Source organism: Chryseobacterium sp. JV558, assembly GCF_033712365.1.
Taxonomy (GTDB): Bacteria; Bacteroidota; Bacteroidia; order Flavobacteriales; family Weeksellaceae; genus Chryseobacterium.
Window position 1 is genome coordinate 1,042,259 of sequence record NZ_WJHU01000001.1, and the last position, 17,064, is coordinate 1,059,322.

The 17,064-nt window shown below is 37.5% G+C and carries 16 protein-coding genes; 5 read left to right on the top strand and 11 right to left on the bottom strand.

The window, feature by feature from the left end; translation table 11 throughout:
* Window positions 1-12 precede the first annotated feature (12 nt).
* A complete protein-coding gene (locus tag GFU89_RS04855; RefSeq protein WP_318846078.1) occupies window positions 13-1,062 on the bottom strand; it encodes a serine hydrolase domain-containing protein in 1,050 nt (349 codons plus the stop codon).
* A 138-nt stretch (window positions 1,063-1,200) separates the two neighbouring features.
* Between GFU89_RS04855 and GFU89_RS04860 the strand changes: the two genes are divergently transcribed.
* Window positions 1,201-1,443 carry a hypothetical protein gene (locus tag GFU89_RS04860; protein ID WP_318846079.1) on the top strand — a complete coding sequence of 81 codons (243 nt, stop codon included), beginning with the start codon at window positions 1,201-1,203 and terminating at the stop codon, window positions 1,441-1,443.
* Between the two features lie 28 nt (window positions 1,444-1,471).
* Here GFU89_RS04860 and GFU89_RS04865 read toward each other — a convergent pair whose 3' ends face one another.
* A complete protein-coding gene (locus tag GFU89_RS04865; protein ID WP_318846080.1) occupies window positions 1,472-2,320 on the bottom strand; it encodes an AraC family transcriptional regulator in 849 nt (282 codons plus the stop codon).
* A gap of 71 nt (window positions 2,321-2,391) precedes the next feature.
* Here GFU89_RS04865 and GFU89_RS04870 point away from each other — a divergent pair, with 71 nt between their 5' ends.
* Window positions 2,392-3,768 carry an MFS transporter gene (locus GFU89_RS04870; RefSeq protein WP_318846081.1) on the top strand — a complete coding sequence of 459 codons (1,377 nt, stop codon included), beginning with the start codon at window positions 2,392-2,394 and terminating at the stop codon, window positions 3,766-3,768.
* A 37-nt stretch (window positions 3,769-3,805) separates the two neighbouring features.
* A complete protein-coding gene (locus GFU89_RS04875; protein ID WP_318846082.1) occupies window positions 3,806-4,195 on the top strand; it encodes a hypothetical protein in 390 nt (129 codons plus the stop codon).
* A 68-nt stretch (window positions 4,196-4,263) separates the two neighbouring features.
* Here the strand turns inward: GFU89_RS04875 and GFU89_RS04880 are convergent, their stop codons facing one another.
* The 5 genes from GFU89_RS04880 to GFU89_RS04900 all read right to left on the bottom strand — a co-directional run bounded on the left by GFU89_RS04880 (window position 4,264) and on the right by GFU89_RS04900 (window position 9,057).
* Window positions 4,264-4,914 carry an HD domain-containing protein gene (locus GFU89_RS04880; protein ID WP_318846083.1) on the bottom strand — a complete coding sequence of 217 codons (651 nt, stop codon included), beginning with the start codon at window positions 4,912-4,914 and terminating at the stop codon, window positions 4,264-4,266.
* A gap of 91 nt (window positions 4,915-5,005) precedes the next feature.
* Window positions 5,006-5,863 (bottom strand): helix-turn-helix domain-containing protein, encoded by an 858-nt coding sequence (locus GFU89_RS04885; RefSeq protein ID WP_318846084.1) that lies wholly within the window; start codon window positions 5,861-5,863, stop codon window positions 5,006-5,008.
* 112 nt (window positions 5,864-5,975) lie between these two features.
* Window positions 5,976-7,133, bottom strand: a complete 1,158-nt coding sequence (locus GFU89_RS04890) for an MFS transporter (protein ID WP_318846085.1) — start codon at window positions 7,131-7,133, stop codon at window positions 5,976-5,978.
* A 134-nt stretch (window positions 7,134-7,267) separates the two neighbouring features.
* A complete protein-coding gene (locus GFU89_RS04895) occupies window positions 7,268-8,182 on the bottom strand; it encodes a helix-turn-helix transcriptional regulator (RefSeq protein WP_318846086.1) in 915 nt (304 codons plus the stop codon).
* Window positions 8,183-8,259: 77 nt separating this feature from the next.
* A complete protein-coding gene (locus GFU89_RS04900; protein WP_318846087.1) occupies window positions 8,260-9,057 on the bottom strand; it encodes an SDR family oxidoreductase in 798 nt (265 codons plus the stop codon).
* Window positions 9,058-9,191: 134 nt separating this feature from the next.
* Between GFU89_RS04900 and GFU89_RS04905 the strand changes: the two genes are divergently transcribed.
* Window positions 9,192-12,533 carry a DEAD/DEAH box helicase gene (locus GFU89_RS04905; RefSeq protein WP_318846088.1) on the top strand — a complete coding sequence of 1,114 codons (3,342 nt, stop codon included), beginning with the start codon at window positions 9,192-9,194 and terminating at the stop codon, window positions 12,531-12,533.
* Between the two features lie 71 nt (window positions 12,534-12,604).
* On the opposite strand, the gene GFU89_RS04910 is transcribed toward GFU89_RS04905, so the two are convergent.
* A complete protein-coding gene (locus GFU89_RS04910) occupies window positions 12,605-12,922 on the bottom strand; it encodes a helix-turn-helix domain-containing protein (RefSeq protein ID WP_318846089.1) in 318 nt (105 codons plus the stop codon).
* A gap of 123 nt (window positions 12,923-13,045) precedes the next feature.
* Between GFU89_RS04910 and GFU89_RS04915 the strand changes: the two genes are divergently transcribed.
* Window positions 13,046-13,450, top strand: a complete 405-nt coding sequence (locus tag GFU89_RS04915) for a nuclear transport factor 2 family protein (RefSeq protein WP_318846090.1) — start codon at window positions 13,046-13,048, stop codon at window positions 13,448-13,450.
* A 234-nt stretch (window positions 13,451-13,684) separates the two neighbouring features.
* On the opposite strand, the gene GFU89_RS04920 is transcribed toward GFU89_RS04915, so the two are convergent.
* The 3 genes from GFU89_RS04920 to GFU89_RS04930 form a co-directional block, all read right to left on the bottom strand.
* Window positions 13,685-14,995 carry a T9SS type A sorting domain-containing protein gene (locus GFU89_RS04920; protein WP_318846091.1) on the bottom strand — a complete coding sequence of 437 codons (1,311 nt, stop codon included), beginning with the start codon at window positions 14,993-14,995 and terminating at the stop codon, window positions 13,685-13,687.
* Between the two features lie 241 nt (window positions 14,996-15,236).
* Window positions 15,237-16,412 (bottom strand): acetyl-CoA C-acyltransferase, encoded by a 1,176-nt coding sequence (locus GFU89_RS04925; protein WP_318846092.1) that lies wholly within the window; start codon window positions 16,410-16,412, stop codon window positions 15,237-15,239.
* A 150-nt stretch (window positions 16,413-16,562) separates the two neighbouring features.
* Entirely contained in the window at window positions 16,563-17,063 is a 501-nt protein-coding gene (locus tag GFU89_RS04930; protein ID WP_318846093.1) for an endonuclease V, read from the bottom strand.
* Window position 17,064 lies beyond the last annotated feature (1 nt).

Here is a 17,064-nt window from a genome sequence, read left to right on the forward strand (position 1 = left end):
ATTCAATAGGTCCTATTTCCCGGTGTTCAGAAACTTATTAAGTCTTACCGCAAATTCCCACTGCTTGCAGCCTGCCATAAAATAAACAAGTCCTATTTTCTGATCTTTATAAATCTGAAACAGAGAATTATAGCAGTTGCCATTGCTTCCTCCATGATAATATTTGGTTCCGTATGGTGTTTTTTCTACGAATACGCCCAGTCCCATCGCAATTTTCAAATTCGGATCCATATTCGGTTCATGAATTTCTATCTGAGGAACAGCCATCTCCTGAAAAATACTTTTTGAGTCTGCACTTTCTTTCATGAGCCGAATGACAAATTTTGCATATTCTCTGGGCTCCGTATATAAACTTGAGGATACCCGGGCTTCCCGATAAGGCTGATTTCTGGCTCTTTCTCCGGTGTCTGTAATGCCATCCGTTATATGTTTCGCTACATAATCATTATAAGTGAGAGAAGAGTTTTTAACAGACATGGGTTTAAAAATATACTGCTGAAAGAGGTCCTCCATTTTCCTCCCTGTGAGATGTTCTATCACACGGGCAAGATACTCGTATCCTTCTCCTGAATAATCAAATTTTGTCCCGGGAGTGAAGTTAATGGTCAGCTTATTATCTCCCCTCCAGTTGGGAAATCCTGTGGTATGATCCAAAACCATTCTTGCCGTTATTAAGGTATAGCGTTTATCATAAGCAATATCATTATTAGGCAGATAGGTATACAGCGGAGTATCCAGATTAAGGGTTTTTTCTTTAGCAAGCTGAAGAACAATATAGGCAAACATCGGTTTTGTCATGGATGCTGCCTCAAAAACAGTATGTTCATCAACAGGTTGAAGCTGAGTGTTTTTAGTACCTGCAGCTTTAAAATAGACTATTTTATTATCCTTTATAAGAGCCATTGATAATGCCCGGATCTGAAGAGAATCCATCTGAACAGCAATAAATCGATCAATTTCTTTTGGAGATAGACTGGCTCCTTTCAATTCTTTTATCTGGGCCGTCATATTCTGGCTTATGAAAAAGCCTGTCAATAATAAATATACTTTTACATTTTTCATAGGTCTGTATTAAAGTTCTGTTATTCATAAGCTAGACAAATATAACAGTCATAAGGTTACATGTTTGAATATTTTCACAATAATTATAATAATTTTCCGACCTTTGGTCGGATTTTAAATGAGTAGAAAAGTATAATAATGGAAGAATTTGAAGTACCCGTTCTCTATAAAGGGAAAGAGCTGTTTTTCAACGGAAAACTGGCTACATTCTCTTATGGATATAAGCTTTATGTAGATGTGGATGGAACTGAAGTGGTTATTGAGCGTGATGATCATGGTGACTTAAGAGCTCTTTTACCAGATGCGGCTTCGGAAAAAACTATAGATAAAGGGCTTATTGAAACCATTATTGAGGTTTTTAAAGAACTTCAGGTTTTATAATTTTTATTAATTAAGAACAGATAAATCTCTATTTAAAGTTTTTTCTGTATTCACCAGGCGTCACTCCCCTATATTTTTTAAACAGTTTGGAAAGATGGCTTTCATCACTAAACTGGAGCTCGTAAGCGATTTCACTTAAGCGTACACTGCTGTATTTTAAATAGGTTTCAACCAGCTTCAGTCTATAATCCAGCAGATAATCCTGATAGGAAACGCCTGTCTGCTGTTTAAAATATTCTCCGAAATAATTCCCTGAAATCCCGAAATGTTCAGCAATAACCTGAATTCCAGTTTTCTCACGATCTTTTATATGCTGTTGAATATAAGAGATAATCTTCATGATTGAAAAAGCTTTTTGATTTTCCTGAAGGTCTGAAGTTTCACTCTGAATGATATTTCTGGCAATCAGATTGAGAAGGATCGACATGCAATTGCGGATGATAAGATAATCCTCAGCTTTGTTTTTGAACTCATTTGCGATCTGTAGAATTAGGGTTTCCGCAAATTGCTCATCATTTTTATTCCTGAAGACACAGCCAGCCCTCGCATGATAATTATGGCTGATGTACTGGAGTTTATACAAATTCTCACAGCTTTCAATACGGTCTGCCTCCAGCCTTATTTTATCAATAAAATCAACCGGACACTGAATACTGATAAGCTGAGCTGTTTCACTCTCAAAGCGGTACTCTTCCTGTTGAGGAATAATGAAAAGCTTACCCTGAGAAAAATTAATACTGCGATCATCATAGGTAAGCGTACCTTTTCCTTTGACAATATAAACGAATGAAAGAAAAGCTTTTGTTTTAAACATCATCTCTTCTTCTTTCAGTTGCATTTCTCTTACCTCAATCTCTTCAAGTGGCAATCCTTTCATAATACACTGTATTTTCCTCCAAAAGTACAATTTTAACAGAACACAAAGCGGGTATTTTTGCATAAAAAATTATGAACACATATCCGAAACGATGGCAGGCACTCAATTTTCTGATTGCAGGTGCTTTTCTCTCACCGCTGGATTATTTTATTGTCAATATGGCTTTGCCTGCTATCAAAAAAGCATTCATTGCCAGCGATCATCAGCTTCAGATGGTCATAGCCATTTATGGACTTACGTATGCAGCACTTGTTGTTTGTGGAGGAAGGTTAGGTGATATTTACGGCCGTAAAAAAGTATTTATATCAGGATTATATACTTTCCTGTTCTCATCTCTGGCCTGTGCCTTCTCTCCTGATATTACATGGCTTATTATTTTCAGACTGTTTCAAGGTGTTGGTGCATCATTGCTTGCCCCTCAGGTGTTGGCTTCTATAAAAGATCTTTTCAGCAGTCAGGAGCAGCCTAAAGCTGTAAGTCTTTTCAGTTCGGTATTTGGGCTTGCTTCAGTGGCTGGACAATTGCTTGGCGGAGTTCTTCTAAGTATGCATTGGGGGAATTTTTCCTGGGAAATGGTTTTTCTTGTGAATGTACCTATTACTGTGATTTGTATTCTGGGAATCCATTTTACCATGAGTGACGGCGATAAGAAAGAACAGACAGGCATTGACTTTATGGGAGTTTTATTATTAATTCTGGCTTTACTTATGCTCATCTGTCCTCTTATTTTCGGACAAAAATTTGAATGGGCCTGGTGGATTTTCGGAATTCTTTTTTCCGGAATCTTACTATTAATCGTGTTTCTAAAATATGAGAAAAAACAGCTTCAAAAAAACCGTCCGATACTTATAGATCCGGCATTGTTGCTGCATAAACCTTTTGCATTAAGCCTTCTTATTATTTTCTTTTACAATTTCACCGCTGGTTTATTCATTTGTTATCCTTATTATCTTCAGCAGTTTCTTCATCAAAACTCAATGCAGACAGGATTGGCCATAATTCCTTATGGGCTTGCCTTTTTTCTGGCACCATTGATCACTTCACGGACAAAACTGGCCACTTCCAAAATGATTTATATAGGATTGGGATTATTGTTGACCGGATTTGTACTCAGTGCAGCGGCTTTCTATTTTCAGCAAAAACCATCTTTTATCACTCATACTACCCTTTTTATTGCCGGATTTGGGCACGGTACTATTATGCCCGTTATGATGCGCACAGCTATTTCTCTGGTTTCTAAAGATAAAGCAGGTCAGGCTTCCGGTCTGGTAAGCATAGGTATTCAGATCGGAAGTGTGACCGGCGGAGCTGTTATTGGGACTTTATTTTTTAATCTGATCCTGATTCTGGGATTCAAAGAAGCATTTGTGATAGCTGTAGGAATGATTGGTATTTTTCAACTTATTGGAATAATAGCAGGAAGTAAATTGAGGAAATTCATTGATTAAAAGACATTTAAATAACAAAAAAATTATACATTTAAATATGAGCAATACAGAAAAAATTATTTGGGAAATAGAAGAGTTTCACAGGAATATTGAAAAATGGTTTCAGGGCAAAATAGACAAACGGGAAAGTCTTTACACCGAATTATTATCCGGATTCTCTCCGGACTTCAGAATGATAAATGGAAACGGAGATACTGTTACACTATCCATGCTTGGAGATTGGCTTCCCACGGTATTTGGAAAGTTTCCGGAAAGAAATATTCAGGTTGAAAATATACAAGTACATTATTCTGATCATCATGGTCTTGCTACTTATATCGAGACTCAGATCACAGGAGAAACTACAAACAAAAGACAATCGTCAGCTGTTTTTCTGTTAAATGAAGAAAAAGCGTTGTGGTTTCATCTTATTGAAAACTGGATATAAATATATAACAGCCCTGATCATCTGAGAATGTCCAGGGCTGTTTAATTGTAAGCGTAAATTTCTTTTGCTTATTCAGACCACGGCGAATGTAAGATACAATCACAGAAGTTTTTCCTTTGAAAATTCGGGATCATGAAGGCGCAGACATCAGCTTTAATATTTCCAAAAGTGGTTTCTGTTTTATGTTCAAAACCACCAAAGAAAGTAGGAATAATCTTCTTTTTAAAATCATTTCTCGGAAAAGCCCTGATAATTTCCTCACGATGTTCTGTACTCAAGTTTTCATATCCTTCTCCCATCACATCCAATCCTACTCCTGAATACATTAAGGCCACTTCATTCTCTTTATGTTCTGCAATTCCAATAGTAGTGTGAAGCGCAATGGTATCCCAAACCAGCTGAAGTTTATCCTGAGCAATCCCATGTCCTTTCAAAAAGTCTCTTGCCGCATTGGCTCCGTCTACCTCAAATCTCAGGTCAGAACTGCTGTAATGAGAAACAAGTCCCAGATCATGAAATACCGATGCCACATATAGCAGCTCTGTATCATGAGCCTTGTTTTCCCGCTTGGCATTCAATGATGAGAATAAAAAAACACGCAGGGAATGATTGTAGATAAATTCTGTTCCGTGTTCCAATAGAAGTTCTGTGGCTTCTGTTGCAATTTTACTGTCCGGAATGATGATTCCGGCAACTTCTTTCATACGATTTACTGACATAGCTTTATGTAATTTTATCCAAAGGTATCCTGATTACAGGTGCCTGAGAATATCAATAAATGCCAATAACATGTCAAAATTTCCGTCTGTGTTATACTACGATATGAATGAAATTACTCCGATAATTTGCCGGAGATATTTCCGTATTTTTTTTGAAAAAGTGACTGAACTGCTCCGAGGTTCCGAAATTAAGCTGATAAGCAATCTCTTTTACGGTATAAGAGCTAAACTGAAGAAGTCTTTTCGCTTCCGCAACAATCTGTCCGTTAATGATCTCTTTTGCGCTTTTATTGCTGCATCGTTTACAAAGTTCGCTCAATCTTCTGGGTGTCATATTCAACATTTCCGAATAATCATTCACGGCATGGAGACTTCGGTACTGACCACTCAACAGCTCCATAAATTTGCGGTAAATGATATAATCCTGACTGTCAAAAGTTTCTTCCTTTACGATTTTTATGTTAGCTAATTTGATCATAATGATCTTTAAATAGGCTGCCAATACATCCATCTGATTGGGATAAGGCTCTGCATTGTATTCTGTCAGTAAAATTTTAAACAAACTTAAAAATTCGTCTGTTTCAGTCTGATCCGGTAACAGCTGTTGATTCGCAGCAGCATTATTAAACAGAACCGCTTTACAATTACTGGCACTGGAAGGCACTCTTTCCCAAAAACAGTCTCCAAAAGAAATATGATAGCCACAGACATCAGAATGATTTTCAGACTTACAGATCTGGCCTTTAGAGAGTAAAAAGATTTTCTGGCCTGCAATATCAAAAGTATGTTCATCTACGCTCAGTACCCCTCTGCCGTTCTCAATCATTAAAATATGATGATAATTGAGTCGTACAAAGTTTCTGGAATAAGGAATTTCATCTTCCAGCCGCTTTACGGAAAAAGAATGATCAATAACAGCTTCGGTTAAAATTCCTGAGACCTGTTTCATGGAAGGAAATTTTTAATAAAGATAGAAAGATTTTGAAATGCAAGATTAATAAGGAATAATGAACCGGAAAATGTCAAAAAAGACCTAACGGATGTCAAAATTCACTGAAAAGTTATGATTTTCTGAAAACCTTCATCTGTCCGGCCATAATCGCCAGTAAAATTCCAAAACAGGCAAAAAGTCCGTATGAATAGCGAAGATCAAAACTTTCAGCAATATATCCGATTAGCGGCGGTCCCATCAGAAATCCTAAAAATGAAATACTGGATACAAACGATAGTGCAATACTTGGCGCTACCGTACTCACCTTTCCCACTGTGCTGTAAACTGACGGCACACTCAGGGAACTTCCAAGACCAATGATCATAAAAGCAATGATACAAATCCATAATTCCGGGAAGAAAACACTTAGAAAAAGTCCTCCGCTCATCAGAATACCGCAGCATTGCAAAACGATCTTTTTCCCATACCTTTCTATGATTCTGTTCCCAATAAACCTACCTAAAGTCATCATTAAAATAAAACTTGTATATCCCAGTATTACAAGATTTTCAGGTGCTTTAACAATCGTTTGAAAATAAACCCCACTCCAGTCGAACATGGCTCCTTCAATCGCCATACTCAGAAATCCTATGATTCCCAAACCAAACAGTGTAGGATTCACAGATTTAAAAATTGACCGGGTTTGCGGCTCTGCTTTATGAATAATATTGGTCAGATTTCTTTTACTATAGAACCAAAGTATTCCTACCAGAATAAAAATAGTAACAAAATGATAGAAAGTTCCCACATGAAGATTAATCATCAATAAACCCACAACAGCTCCCGTAAGCCCTGCAAAACACCAGGCTCCGTGATAAGAAGAGAGAAGAGATCTCTTGGTAATAGATTCTATTTCAATCGCCTGCGTATTGATCGCTATATTGCACATATTTCCGGAAACGCCAAAGAAGAACAGAACAATTGCCAATGTCCAGTAAGAAGGTGATAAGCCAATTAACAGCAGGAAAAAAGGATACAGCATAAAGCATCTTTTAATAATCCCGCTGCTTCCGTAGATACTGATCAGTTTTCCCGCCAAAACCATAGTGGAAAGCTGTCCTATCGGCATCAGAAGTAACAATGTTCCCAACTCTGCTTCATTGATAGAAAGGGCGTTTTTAATGATTGGAATCCGGCTGGCCCAGGAAGAAAAAACAAGTCCGTGGGCAAAGAAAAGTAAGAAACAGGCTGTCGGCATTTTTGCATTAAAAGATTCTCTCTCGTTCATTATAACAGGGTAATAAAAATTCCTTTTGCAAAGATAGACACGCCCCCCATTAAAATCTAGTCCGTTTTTGTCATTTTTATGTTCCATTTTAACCTATAACAAAAAACACCCGGTAATTGAACCGGGTGATATATCTAATTGAATGATTGTCTGTAACTCAGAGGCGTTTTATCTGTTTTCTTTTTAAACAGCTTATTGAATGACTGTGGATGTTCAAATCCCAGAGCATAAGCTACTTCAGATACAGAAAAACCTGTAGTGGTAAGATATTCTTTCGCCTTTTCAATCAGTTTTTCATGAATATGCTGCTGGGCATTCAGCCCGGTCAGGTTACGAAGCATATCACTCAGATAATGCGGTGAAAGATTGAGTGTGGAAGCCAAAAATTCTACCGTAGGAAGCCCTTTATTCAAGGTTTCCTGCTGATTAAAATAATTTTCCAGCACAACATCCATCTTCGTCAACAGATCGCTGTTTACAGCTTTTCTAGTGATAAACTGCCTTTTATAAAAACGGTTGCTGTAATTCAGTAGAACATCCATATAAGAAATGATAACATCCTGGCTTACTTCATCAATCGTGGTATTCAATTCATTTTCAATAGTATCCAACAGCCCTGTTATCGTTGTTTTTTCCTGATCAGACAAGTGCAGCGCCTCATTGGTATCGTAAGAAAAGAAACCGAAGTTTTTGATATTCTTTGCTAAAGGGTAATTTCTGATAAAATCCGGGTGTACCATTAATGTATAGCCATAATATTCTGCATTTTCATCGGTGGAAAGAACCTGCCCGGGTGCGGTGAACATCATTCCTCCTTCATTGAAATCATAATATCCCTGACCATAGCCCATCTTCCCGGTGGTAGAATATTTATACGAAATTTTATAAAAATCCAGGATAAAACTTCTTTTCAGCGTATCCTTTTTAATGCTCATTTTCGTATTATCCACAAGGCTTACCAACGGATGAAGCGGCTTTGGGAGCTGCAATATGTCGTGCAGTTCTGATATGGATGATATTTTCAGAGGAATGTTATCTTTCTTTTCCATGATATAAAATTATAAATTATTTGATTGAAAAGACAGTATAAATATGATTTACTTTATACCATCTTTCAAAAAGCAGATTAAATAAATTGTTTACCAAACTGCTCTCTGAATGCTTCATCACCTAATTCAAGGCGCTGTGCATAGATCGCTTTAGCATCTTCTCCAGCTACATATCTCAGCTGTTTTTTGCCATCTGTAGCAGCCTCGTACACCACTGCTGCAATCTGCTCAGGAATAGAAGCAGCTTCCATCATTCCTTCCATTTTAGAAAACAGAGAATTCGTCATGTCTTCATACGCCGGACTGGATGCTGAGTCCAGAGAGCGGCTTACAAAATCTGTTTTAATTCCTCCGGGAGAAACAGTTTTAACATCTATTCCAAAAGTATTAAGCTCAAAAGCTAAACTTTCGCTCCATCCTTCAAGCGCCCATTTGGTAGCATGATAAGTAGAGCCTAACGGGAACGCAACCAGTCCACCTATAGACGTTGTAGAAATGAACATTCCTTTTTTCTGTTCTCTGAAGTAAGGAATAAATGCCTGGGTAACGCGTAGAACGCCTAGTAAGTTCGTGTCAAGCTGTTTTACGATCTGATCATCAGAAAGGGCTTCCAAAGGGCCTATTAAGCCATATCCAGCGTTATTGTATACCACATCAACATCTCCAAGCTCCAAAGCCTGTTTTACGGTAGATCGTATCTGTTCCGGATTGGTAACATCCAATGGAAGTATGGTTACATTCTCCAAATTGGCAAGATCAGTTGCAGCTTCAGGATTTCTCATCGTAGCGATTACTCTCCATCCGTTGTTTTGAAATAATTGGGCAGTTGCTTTTCCTAATCCTGTAGAAGCACCTGTTATAAAAATTGTTTTCATTTTTCTTTGTTTAAAATTATAGGACAAAGGTCAGCATTAGAACAAACCTGTGAGTTGCCAAAATGGGGTAAGCTGTAGCCAAAATGGATTCTCAAATACATTTGTTTTTTGTAAGTTTGCCTTCATCAATTTTTATGGCAGAATATATTCTTGACAACGTTAATATCAGTACACTTTCCGTATATGACCTGCTGAAACATACCTCAGACAGTGCATTCATCGGAATCAAAGATTTCCGTGAAATCTACCCTGCTGCTATTGAAAACAATACAGGAATATTTACAAAGCAATCTTCATTACAGGATTTCCCAATGGTCAGCATCAGCAAGGTCGGCAGTTCACTACTCTGCTCTTGTACTTGTGATAGCCAGAAAGACCTGCTTTGTTCTCATCAGGCAGAAATCATCCATTGCATCATTGAGGATAAAAATTACCGCCTGTTTTTTGATGATACTCTCCGTAAAAAAGCTTTTCTCCCTAAAGCAAAAGCCTATGGTCTTGAAAATGAACCGGATCTGGATCAATATTTCCAGCTGGAATACAGAGATGGGAAAATTGAAATCCACCCTAAGATCAAGGAAATGCTTCCTGTAGAGGATGTGATGTTTCAGAGAGATCTTCTTCCACAGCTTCCGTCCAAACTGGAGGAACTGGCTGTATTGGAAACAGGTAAGAAGCAAATATTGGTTATCGGTAAGCACCGCTATTATAACCATATGACCTTCTCCCTGATGGAAGCGGAAATAACGCAGACAGGTAAGCTTAAAAATCCGGTGACTCCTGTGGATGCCATGCAGCTGATTTGGAAAGCCGAGAAACCGGCAGACATAAAATTTTATACAGCCATCATCTCTTTCCAGAATAATTATAATGAAGATTACAATCCTTCAGAGCTGGAAGCTTTAAAACTTATTGTACAGAATCCTTTGGGACTGGATGTCTATTATCACGACCGGGAAATTGCAGAAACGGTGTCTGCAAAATCACTTTCTCAAGTTGAATTAAATACTTTAGATGCCGAAGTTCAATTATCTGTATTTAAGAAAGATCCGTTTTACGAAATAACGGGAGAACTGTTATTTAATGATATCTCTGTTCCTTTCAAAAATATTGTTCTCAGAAATGAATATTTTGTATATAACCGAAACATTTTCAGTTTTGTAGAGCATCCTGACATGCTCAGAATCATCAGGTTTTTTAAGGCTAATAATGAAATTTTACTGATTCATTCTTCAAAATATGAGGCGTTTATGAAAGAAATCCTCTCTACTATAGAAGAACGTATCCATATAAATTATAACTACATACAAGTTGCAACGAAAGTACAGCTTGAAGATAAAAATTATCACACGGAAAGAGTCATTTATCTCCGTCAGCAGGAAAATTATATAGAAATCACACCGGTAATGAAATACGGAGATGTTGAAGTTCCCGTCTATTCACGGAAGCAGCTTTTTGATACAGATCAAAATGGTAATCCGTTTAAAATAGAGAGAAATGAATCGGCAGAAGCCCGCTTTACATCTTTGATCATGCAGCAGCATCCTGATTTTGAAGAGCAGATGGACGGCTATCAGTATTTTTATCTTCACAGGGATAAGTTTCTGGATAACAACTGGTTTCTTGAAGCATTTGACACCTGGAGAAATGAAGGAATAATCATACTGGGTTTTAACGAATTAAAAAACAATAAATTAAATTCCCACCGCGCTAAAATCAATATTCAGATCACCAGTGGGCTGGATTGGTTTAATGCTAAATTAAAAGTAGGTTTTGGCCCTAAAGAAGCCTCTTTAAAACAACTTCACCGCTCGATTCGCAATAAAAGTAAATTCGTTCAGCTGGATGATGGCAGTATGGGAATTCTTCCTGAAGAATGGATGGAAAAGATAGCCGCTTATTTTCATGCAGGAGAAATTGACGAAGAACTTTTAAAGATTCCGAAAATCAATTTCACGGAAGTTACCTCATTATTTGAAAAAGAAGTACTGAGCCAAGAGATTCAGGAAGAACTCACCACTTATTCCACCAAGTTCTCAAAAGTAAAAAATATTCCCCAAGTCAATATTCCGGCAGCGCTGAATGCTGAACTTAGGGATTATCAGCATGACGGACTGAACTGGCTTAATTTTCTTGATGGATTCAACTTCGGAGGGTGTCTTGCCGATGATATGGGACTTGGAAAAACCATTCAGATCATTGCTTTTATTTTGTCACAGAGAGAAAAACGGGGACACACCACGAATCTTATTGTGGTTCCTACTTCCCTGCTTTTCAACTGGCAGGAAGAGCTCAGCAGATTTGCACCTTCCATAAAAGTTTTGCTTCACTACGGCGCAGACAGACCCAAAACAACTGCTCATATGCAAGACTATGAAGTCGTTCTTACCACTTATGGAATGATGCTTTCAGATGTCCGTTTTCTGAAAAATTTTAATTTCAATTACGTGTTTCTGGATGAATCACAGACTATTAAAAATCCAAATTCGGAAAGATATAAAGCCGCGCGACTGCTTCAATCGAGAAACAGAATTGTATTGACTGGTACACCTGTTGAAAACAGTACTTTTGACCTTTACAGCCAGCTTTCTTTCGCTTGTCCGGGACTTTTGGGAAGCAAGCAGTATTTTAAAGATATTTATGCCATTCCTATTGATAAATTTGAATACAGTAAACGGGCGTTAGAACTTCAGCAAAAGATAAAGCCCTTTATTCTCAGAAGAACCAAGAAACAGGTTGCAAAAGAGCTGCCTGAGAAAACAGAAACCGTCATCTACTGTGAAATGAATACGGAACAGCGCAAGATTTATGATGCTTATGAAAAGGAACTTCGTGAGTTTATTGCAGCCAATGACGACGATGATCTGAACAAAAACAGCATGCACGTCCTGACTGGGCTTACAAGACTGAGACAGATCTGTAACTCTCCTGTTCTGATGAAAGAGGGATACTCCGGTGCAAATGCCGTTAAAATCGAGATTTTGATGGAACAGATTCTTGGGAAATCAAAAGACCATAAAATTCTGGTCTTCTCACAGTTTGTCGGAATGCTAGATTTGATAAAGACAGAGCTGGAACGTCACAAAATTCAGTTTGAATATCTTACAGGACAGACTAAAGACAGAGGAGAAAAGGTAACTAATTTCCAGAAAAACAATGATATCCGTGTATTCCTGATCAGCTTAAAGGCTGGTGGCGTTGGTTTCAACCTTACCCAAGCAGATTATATTTATCTGGTAGACCCATGGTGGAATCCTGCTGCTGAAAACCAAGCTATTGACCGAAGCTACCGTATCGGACAAACCAAAAATGTAATTGCCGTCCGAATGATTTGTTCTAATACTGTGGAAGAAAAAATTCTTACGCTACAAAAAAAGAAAAAGCAGCTGGCCGAAAATCTGCTTACCACTGACGGAACAAAATTTCAGGGACTTTCCAAACAGGATCTATTGGATCTATTGGAATCAGGTTCGTAAAGTACTTAATGTTTTCCATCTATTACATTTACGGCAGAACCAACCTGTTAGTTTTGAAAGTCTGCAGCATATTACATTTGATGTCTGATTCCAAATTGTATGATTTGATTAATTACCGGAAGCAGCTCTTTTCCTGTATCTGTTAATGTATATTCTACTTTTGGGGGAATTTCAGCGAAAGACTTTTTATGAACGATACCTTTTTCACAAAGAAATTTTAATTGGCTGATCAGCATTTTTTCGCTGATGCCCACAATACAACGTTTCAGCTCACCATAACGGATTGTTCTTTCATTAATCTGAAAAATTATCAGCATTGTCCATTTTCCGCCTATAATTTCCAACGTCTTTCTTAACGGACAGTTTTCATCAGAGATATTTAAATTCATTTTTATAGTATTGATAATCAATATTTACAAACCAAAACACTGTACTATACCTAAAGGTAAGTACTTGTACAATTGAAAGCAAAGTTAGACATTTGTAAATATTTATCAACCAAAAAAAGTAATATGTCAAAAAACATTGAAATCGTTCAGTCATATTTTAATGCTGTCGCAAGAGGAGATTTTGAAACAGTAGATCGTCTGTTTGCAGATGATATTGTATGGCACCAACCCGGAACAGGTGTACAGTCGGGAATTTATAATGGTAAAGCTGAGGTGTTTGCCCATCTTGGAAATTTTGCACAATGGAGCAATGGTACTTTTGCAATAGACACTATTGAGTATTTAACAGACAATCGTGATCTTGTTTCTGCTTCTATTCATTTCAAAGCTGAGAAGAATGATCAGTCAATAGCTATGAAAGGGATGGATCTGTTAAGGATGGAAAACGGACAGATTAAAGAAGTGTGGTTATTTTCAGAGCATATTGAAGATGAAGATGCTTTTTGGAATTATGCTTCAAATAAGTAGTTATCAGATATAGCAAAATCGCATAAGCTTTTCAACCATAAAAGTCACAAATTTTGGTTCTAAAAACTTTTGTGTCTTTTATGGTAAAAATACCCAGCCTTCAAGTATAAAGAGGAATCATTTCAGTAAGCCTTGCTTTTTAGTGATCAATGATCTGCATAAAAAAACCGACAGGTAAAGGACCTGTCGATTAAAAACAAAAATTGATATGGATATGATTTAGATATGATGTGTCTATTTTTTGATAATCTTTTCTGTGACTATTTTTTGATTTTTTGTCAGGATTTTAATAAGATACGTTCCCGGAACAAAACTGTCCATAGAAACTGTTACCGAGTTTCCTTCCAGCATCTTCTGCCCTGACATATTGTAAATTTCATATTTCTCCAGCCCTTCTTTCATCCTGATTGTTACCGAATCTGCTGTCGGGTTGGGATATATTTTAACATTAGTTGAAGCATCTTTAGAAACTTCCATCGTTGAAAGGCTTTCCGGCTGAATATCAATCGTATAATCTTCTGCCTGTCCGATAAACCACCCTGAAGGGCAAGGAAGGTTTTCCAGAGTTCCCATCCATGAATTGGATTCATAGGCTTTCACCAATCTGAAACGGGTTTCTCCAAGCTGTGCTCCTGCCGGAATTGCAATACTGCCAGATGTAATTCCTGATTCTGTAGTAGTCACCGGATTGGAATTGTCCAGATACCCCAGATTAAACTTTTCATCCCCATCAAACTGATTATTATGGTTAAAATCAATATAAGCATAGGCTGATACGGTATTCTGTCCGTGTGTACCTCCTGTTACTGTTATAGGATAGGTATTTCCACGGTTAACCGCAAAGACAGTCGCTGTAAAATTTTCAAGAACGTCTGAATTACCATCAATAGCACTGTTTCTTACGGTTCCGGCAAATTCTACCTTGCTTATTTCGCTTACTGTAAGACTGGTTACATTTTCAGCACCACAGTAAGGAGCCGGGAAATTCACTGTATTTCCAATGATATTGACAGTATAATCTTCAGTCTGCCCTGCTCTTAGACCAGAATCACAGGCTGAAGTGATAGAGTTGGGAGCTGAAGAATCAGAATAAGCCTGAACATTTGTATTTTTGAGAACGCGCATTCTTGTACTTCCATTGGCTGCAGTAGCAGGAACCACAATTATATTATTGATCGTAAATGCATTGGCTGGATTGGCTGCTTCAAATCTTCCGATATAAAAACTTTCTCCGGCATCATCAAAATTACCATTCTGATTAAAATCTATAAAAACAACTACATCACTCGGAAAAGTACTGGAAGGACCAGTTACAGATATATTATAATTACTTCCATGTTGCAAATCTGTAGACATTGATGTAAAATTCTCATAAATTTGTGCATTTCCGGACTGAACCGGTGATGAATTATTAATGCTTCCGAAAGTAACATTACTGATCATATTGCTGTCAGCTCCATACTGAAATGCAGGCATGCAATATTGCAATTGTGCATTCACCAGTGAGCAAAGTACAATACCAGAAAGAGTAGTTATTTTTTTCATTTCTTGTTTTAATTTCTTGGGACAAATTTATATTTATTTAGAATGAATAAAAATAAGAACGTGATGATATTTATCAGTTTAGCAAAAATAGGTCTTTTAACACCGAACCGGATTTGTAAAATAATTCATTTTACTATTGGGTAATCAATCTATTATAAATAAAAAAGACCCTTCTCAAATTTTGATTTTAAGAAAGATCTTTTTGTTGTAAAGAATGAAATCTAAAGAATTCTCCTTATTTTCAGCTTATATTTTCGATAAGAACAGCTGATGCTCCACCTCCACCATTGCAGATGGCAGCGATCCCAAGTCTACCCTTTTCCTGGCGAAGCACATTGACTAAAGTCGTTATAATTCTAGCTCCTGAAGCTCCAATCGGATGTCCCAGAGCAACGGCTCCCCCATAAACATTTACTTTATTCAGGTCATAACCCAATATCTGCTGATTGGATAAAATCACTGAAGAATACGCTTCATTAATCTCGAAATAATCAATATCGGATAAAGTAAGACCTGTTTGTTTCAGTAACTTTTGAATGGCAACAGATGGAGAAGTGGTAAACCATTCCGGGGACTGAGCCGCATCTGCATATGCTATGATTCTGGCTAAAGGTTTCAAACTATGTTCCTGAACAGCCTCTGAAGATCCTAACAGTATTGCTGCAGCTCCGTCATTCAGATTACTGGAGTTGGCGGCTGTTAATGTACCATCTGCTTCAAAAGCAGGTTTCAAAAGAGAAATCTTCTCCAGAATAAGTTTGTCAATATCTTCATCCTTATCCACTATTGCAACCCCTTTCTTTCCTTCAATTGATATCTGGATCAACTCATCGCTGAACTTGCCATTTTTTGCCGCTTCCTGAGCCCGATGATAGGAAAATAACGCATATTCATCAAGCTGCTGTCGTGTTAATCCATATTTTTTCACCCCTAATTCAGCAGCACTTCCCATATGGAAGTCATTATACACATCCCACAGCCCATCTTTGATCACGCCATCAGTAAGATGAGTGTCTCCTAGTTTTGTTCCCTGACGAAGCTTGACATAATGAGGAACATTGCTCATACTTTCCATACCACCAGTCATGACAACATGTTCAAGACCAAGCTGGATCTGCTGAGCACCAATCATTGCCGACTTCATTCCGGAAGCACAGACTTTGTTTATCGTTGTTGCATCTTTATCTACCGGAATTCCGCCAAAAATAGCGGCCTGTCTTGCAGGAGACTGTCCAAGTCCGGCACTGAGTACATTTCCCATATATACACTGTCTATATGTTCCGGAGCCAATCCGATACTTTCATAAGCGTTTTTAATTGCTACAGCTCCCAGTTGAGGAGCAGTAAATCCGGATAAGCTTCCCATAAAACCACCCACAGGGGTTCGCTTTGCAGCTAATATAAATACTTCTTTCATAGGATATTATTTTTAGTACCGATCGGTATATGTATGATTAAAAAAATTTTCTTTTATTTTTTAAGGAATAATACAAAGATAATTAAAATATACCGATTGGTATATTAAATATTTTAAAAAAACTTACTTAGTACAGTAAGATTTTAATTTTTATGTTCTACTCAGCTGATCAAGTTTTTTCAGCAGCGTAGGCATTCTGTAAATACCATGCATTTGCTCTACTTTTAGCTGAACTTCATCTACATCCATTCCTTTGGTCGTTACAAAAAGTGGTGTTTTACTTTCTCCCCGAAATACACTTCTCCTTTGGGAATCCGGAGTTGTAAAACCATTTTTTGCGATCCCAACAATAGGAAACTGTTTTTCCAATGCTTCATAAAGGTGTCCGCCCAACCCAATTTTCCCATCATTATCAAGCGTAACATATCCGTCAACAATGATAATATCTTCTGGTTTCAGTGCTATTTTTGTCAGTAAACTTAAAATGCAGGGTAATTCTCTTTTGTAAAACGCTCCGCTTTCATATTCTGAACTCACAGCGGTCTGTTCTATAAAAACTTCCACTTCTTGTTCAGATGTCCAGTCTTTAAATGCAATACACACGGTATTGGCATAATCCTCATAATAATAGGTATCAAATGCGTAAATCATA

What these genes read in the sequence shown, in the direction of transcription:
- GFU89_RS04910 (WP_318846089.1), bottom strand. Translation starts at nt 12,922, where the DNA reads ATGAATTTAAATATCTCTGATGAAAACTGTCCGTTAAGAAAGACGTTG.
- GFU89_RS04915 (WP_318846090.1), top strand. Translation starts at nt 13,046, where the DNA reads ATGTCAAAAAACATTGAAATCGTTCAGTCATATTTTAATGCTGTCGCA.
- GFU89_RS04925 (WP_318846092.1), bottom strand. Translation starts at nt 16,412, where the DNA reads ATGAAAGAAGTATTTATATTAGCTGCAAAGCGAACCCCTGTGGGTGGT.
- GFU89_RS04895 (WP_318846086.1), bottom strand. Translation starts at nt 8,182, where the DNA reads ATGGAAAAGAAAGATAACATTCCTCTGAAAATATCATCCATATCAGAA.
- GFU89_RS04900 (WP_318846087.1), bottom strand. Translation starts at nt 9,057, where the DNA reads ATGAAAACAATTTTTATAACAGGTGCTTCTACAGGATTAGGAAAAGCA.
- GFU89_RS04875 (WP_318846082.1), top strand. Translation starts at nt 3,806, where the DNA reads ATGAGCAATACAGAAAAAATTATTTGGGAAATAGAAGAGTTTCACAGG.
- GFU89_RS04865 (WP_318846080.1), bottom strand. Translation starts at nt 2,320, where the DNA reads ATGAAAGGATTGCCACTTGAAGAGATTGAGGTAAGAGAAATGCAACTG.
- GFU89_RS04885 (WP_318846084.1), bottom strand. Translation starts at nt 5,863, where the DNA reads ATGAAACAGGTCTCAGGAATTTTAACCGAAGCTGTTATTGATCATTCT.
- GFU89_RS04930 (WP_318846093.1), bottom strand. Translation starts at nt 17,063, where the DNA reads ATGATTTACGCATTTGATACCTATTATTATGAGGATTATGCCAATACC.
- GFU89_RS04870 (WP_318846081.1), top strand. Translation starts at nt 2,392, where the DNA reads ATGAACACATATCCGAAACGATGGCAGGCACTCAATTTTCTGATTGCA.
- GFU89_RS04920 (WP_318846091.1), bottom strand. Translation starts at nt 14,995, where the DNA reads ATGAAAAAAATAACTACTCTTTCTGGTATTGTACTTTGCTCACTGGTG.
- GFU89_RS04905 (WP_318846088.1), top strand. Translation starts at nt 9,192, where the DNA reads ATGGCAGAATATATTCTTGACAACGTTAATATCAGTACACTTTCCGTA.
- GFU89_RS04855 (WP_318846078.1), bottom strand. Translation starts at nt 1,062, where the DNA reads ATGAAAAATGTAAAAGTATATTTATTATTGACAGGCTTTTTCATAAGC.
- GFU89_RS04860 (WP_318846079.1), top strand. Translation starts at nt 1,201, where the DNA reads ATGGAAGAATTTGAAGTACCCGTTCTCTATAAAGGGAAAGAGCTGTTT.
- GFU89_RS04880 (WP_318846083.1), bottom strand. Translation starts at nt 4,914, where the DNA reads ATGTCAGTAAATCGTATGAAAGAAGTTGCCGGAATCATCATTCCGGAC.
- GFU89_RS04890 (WP_318846085.1), bottom strand. Translation starts at nt 7,133, where the DNA reads ATGAACGAGAGAGAATCTTTTAATGCAAAAATGCCGACAGCCTGTTTC.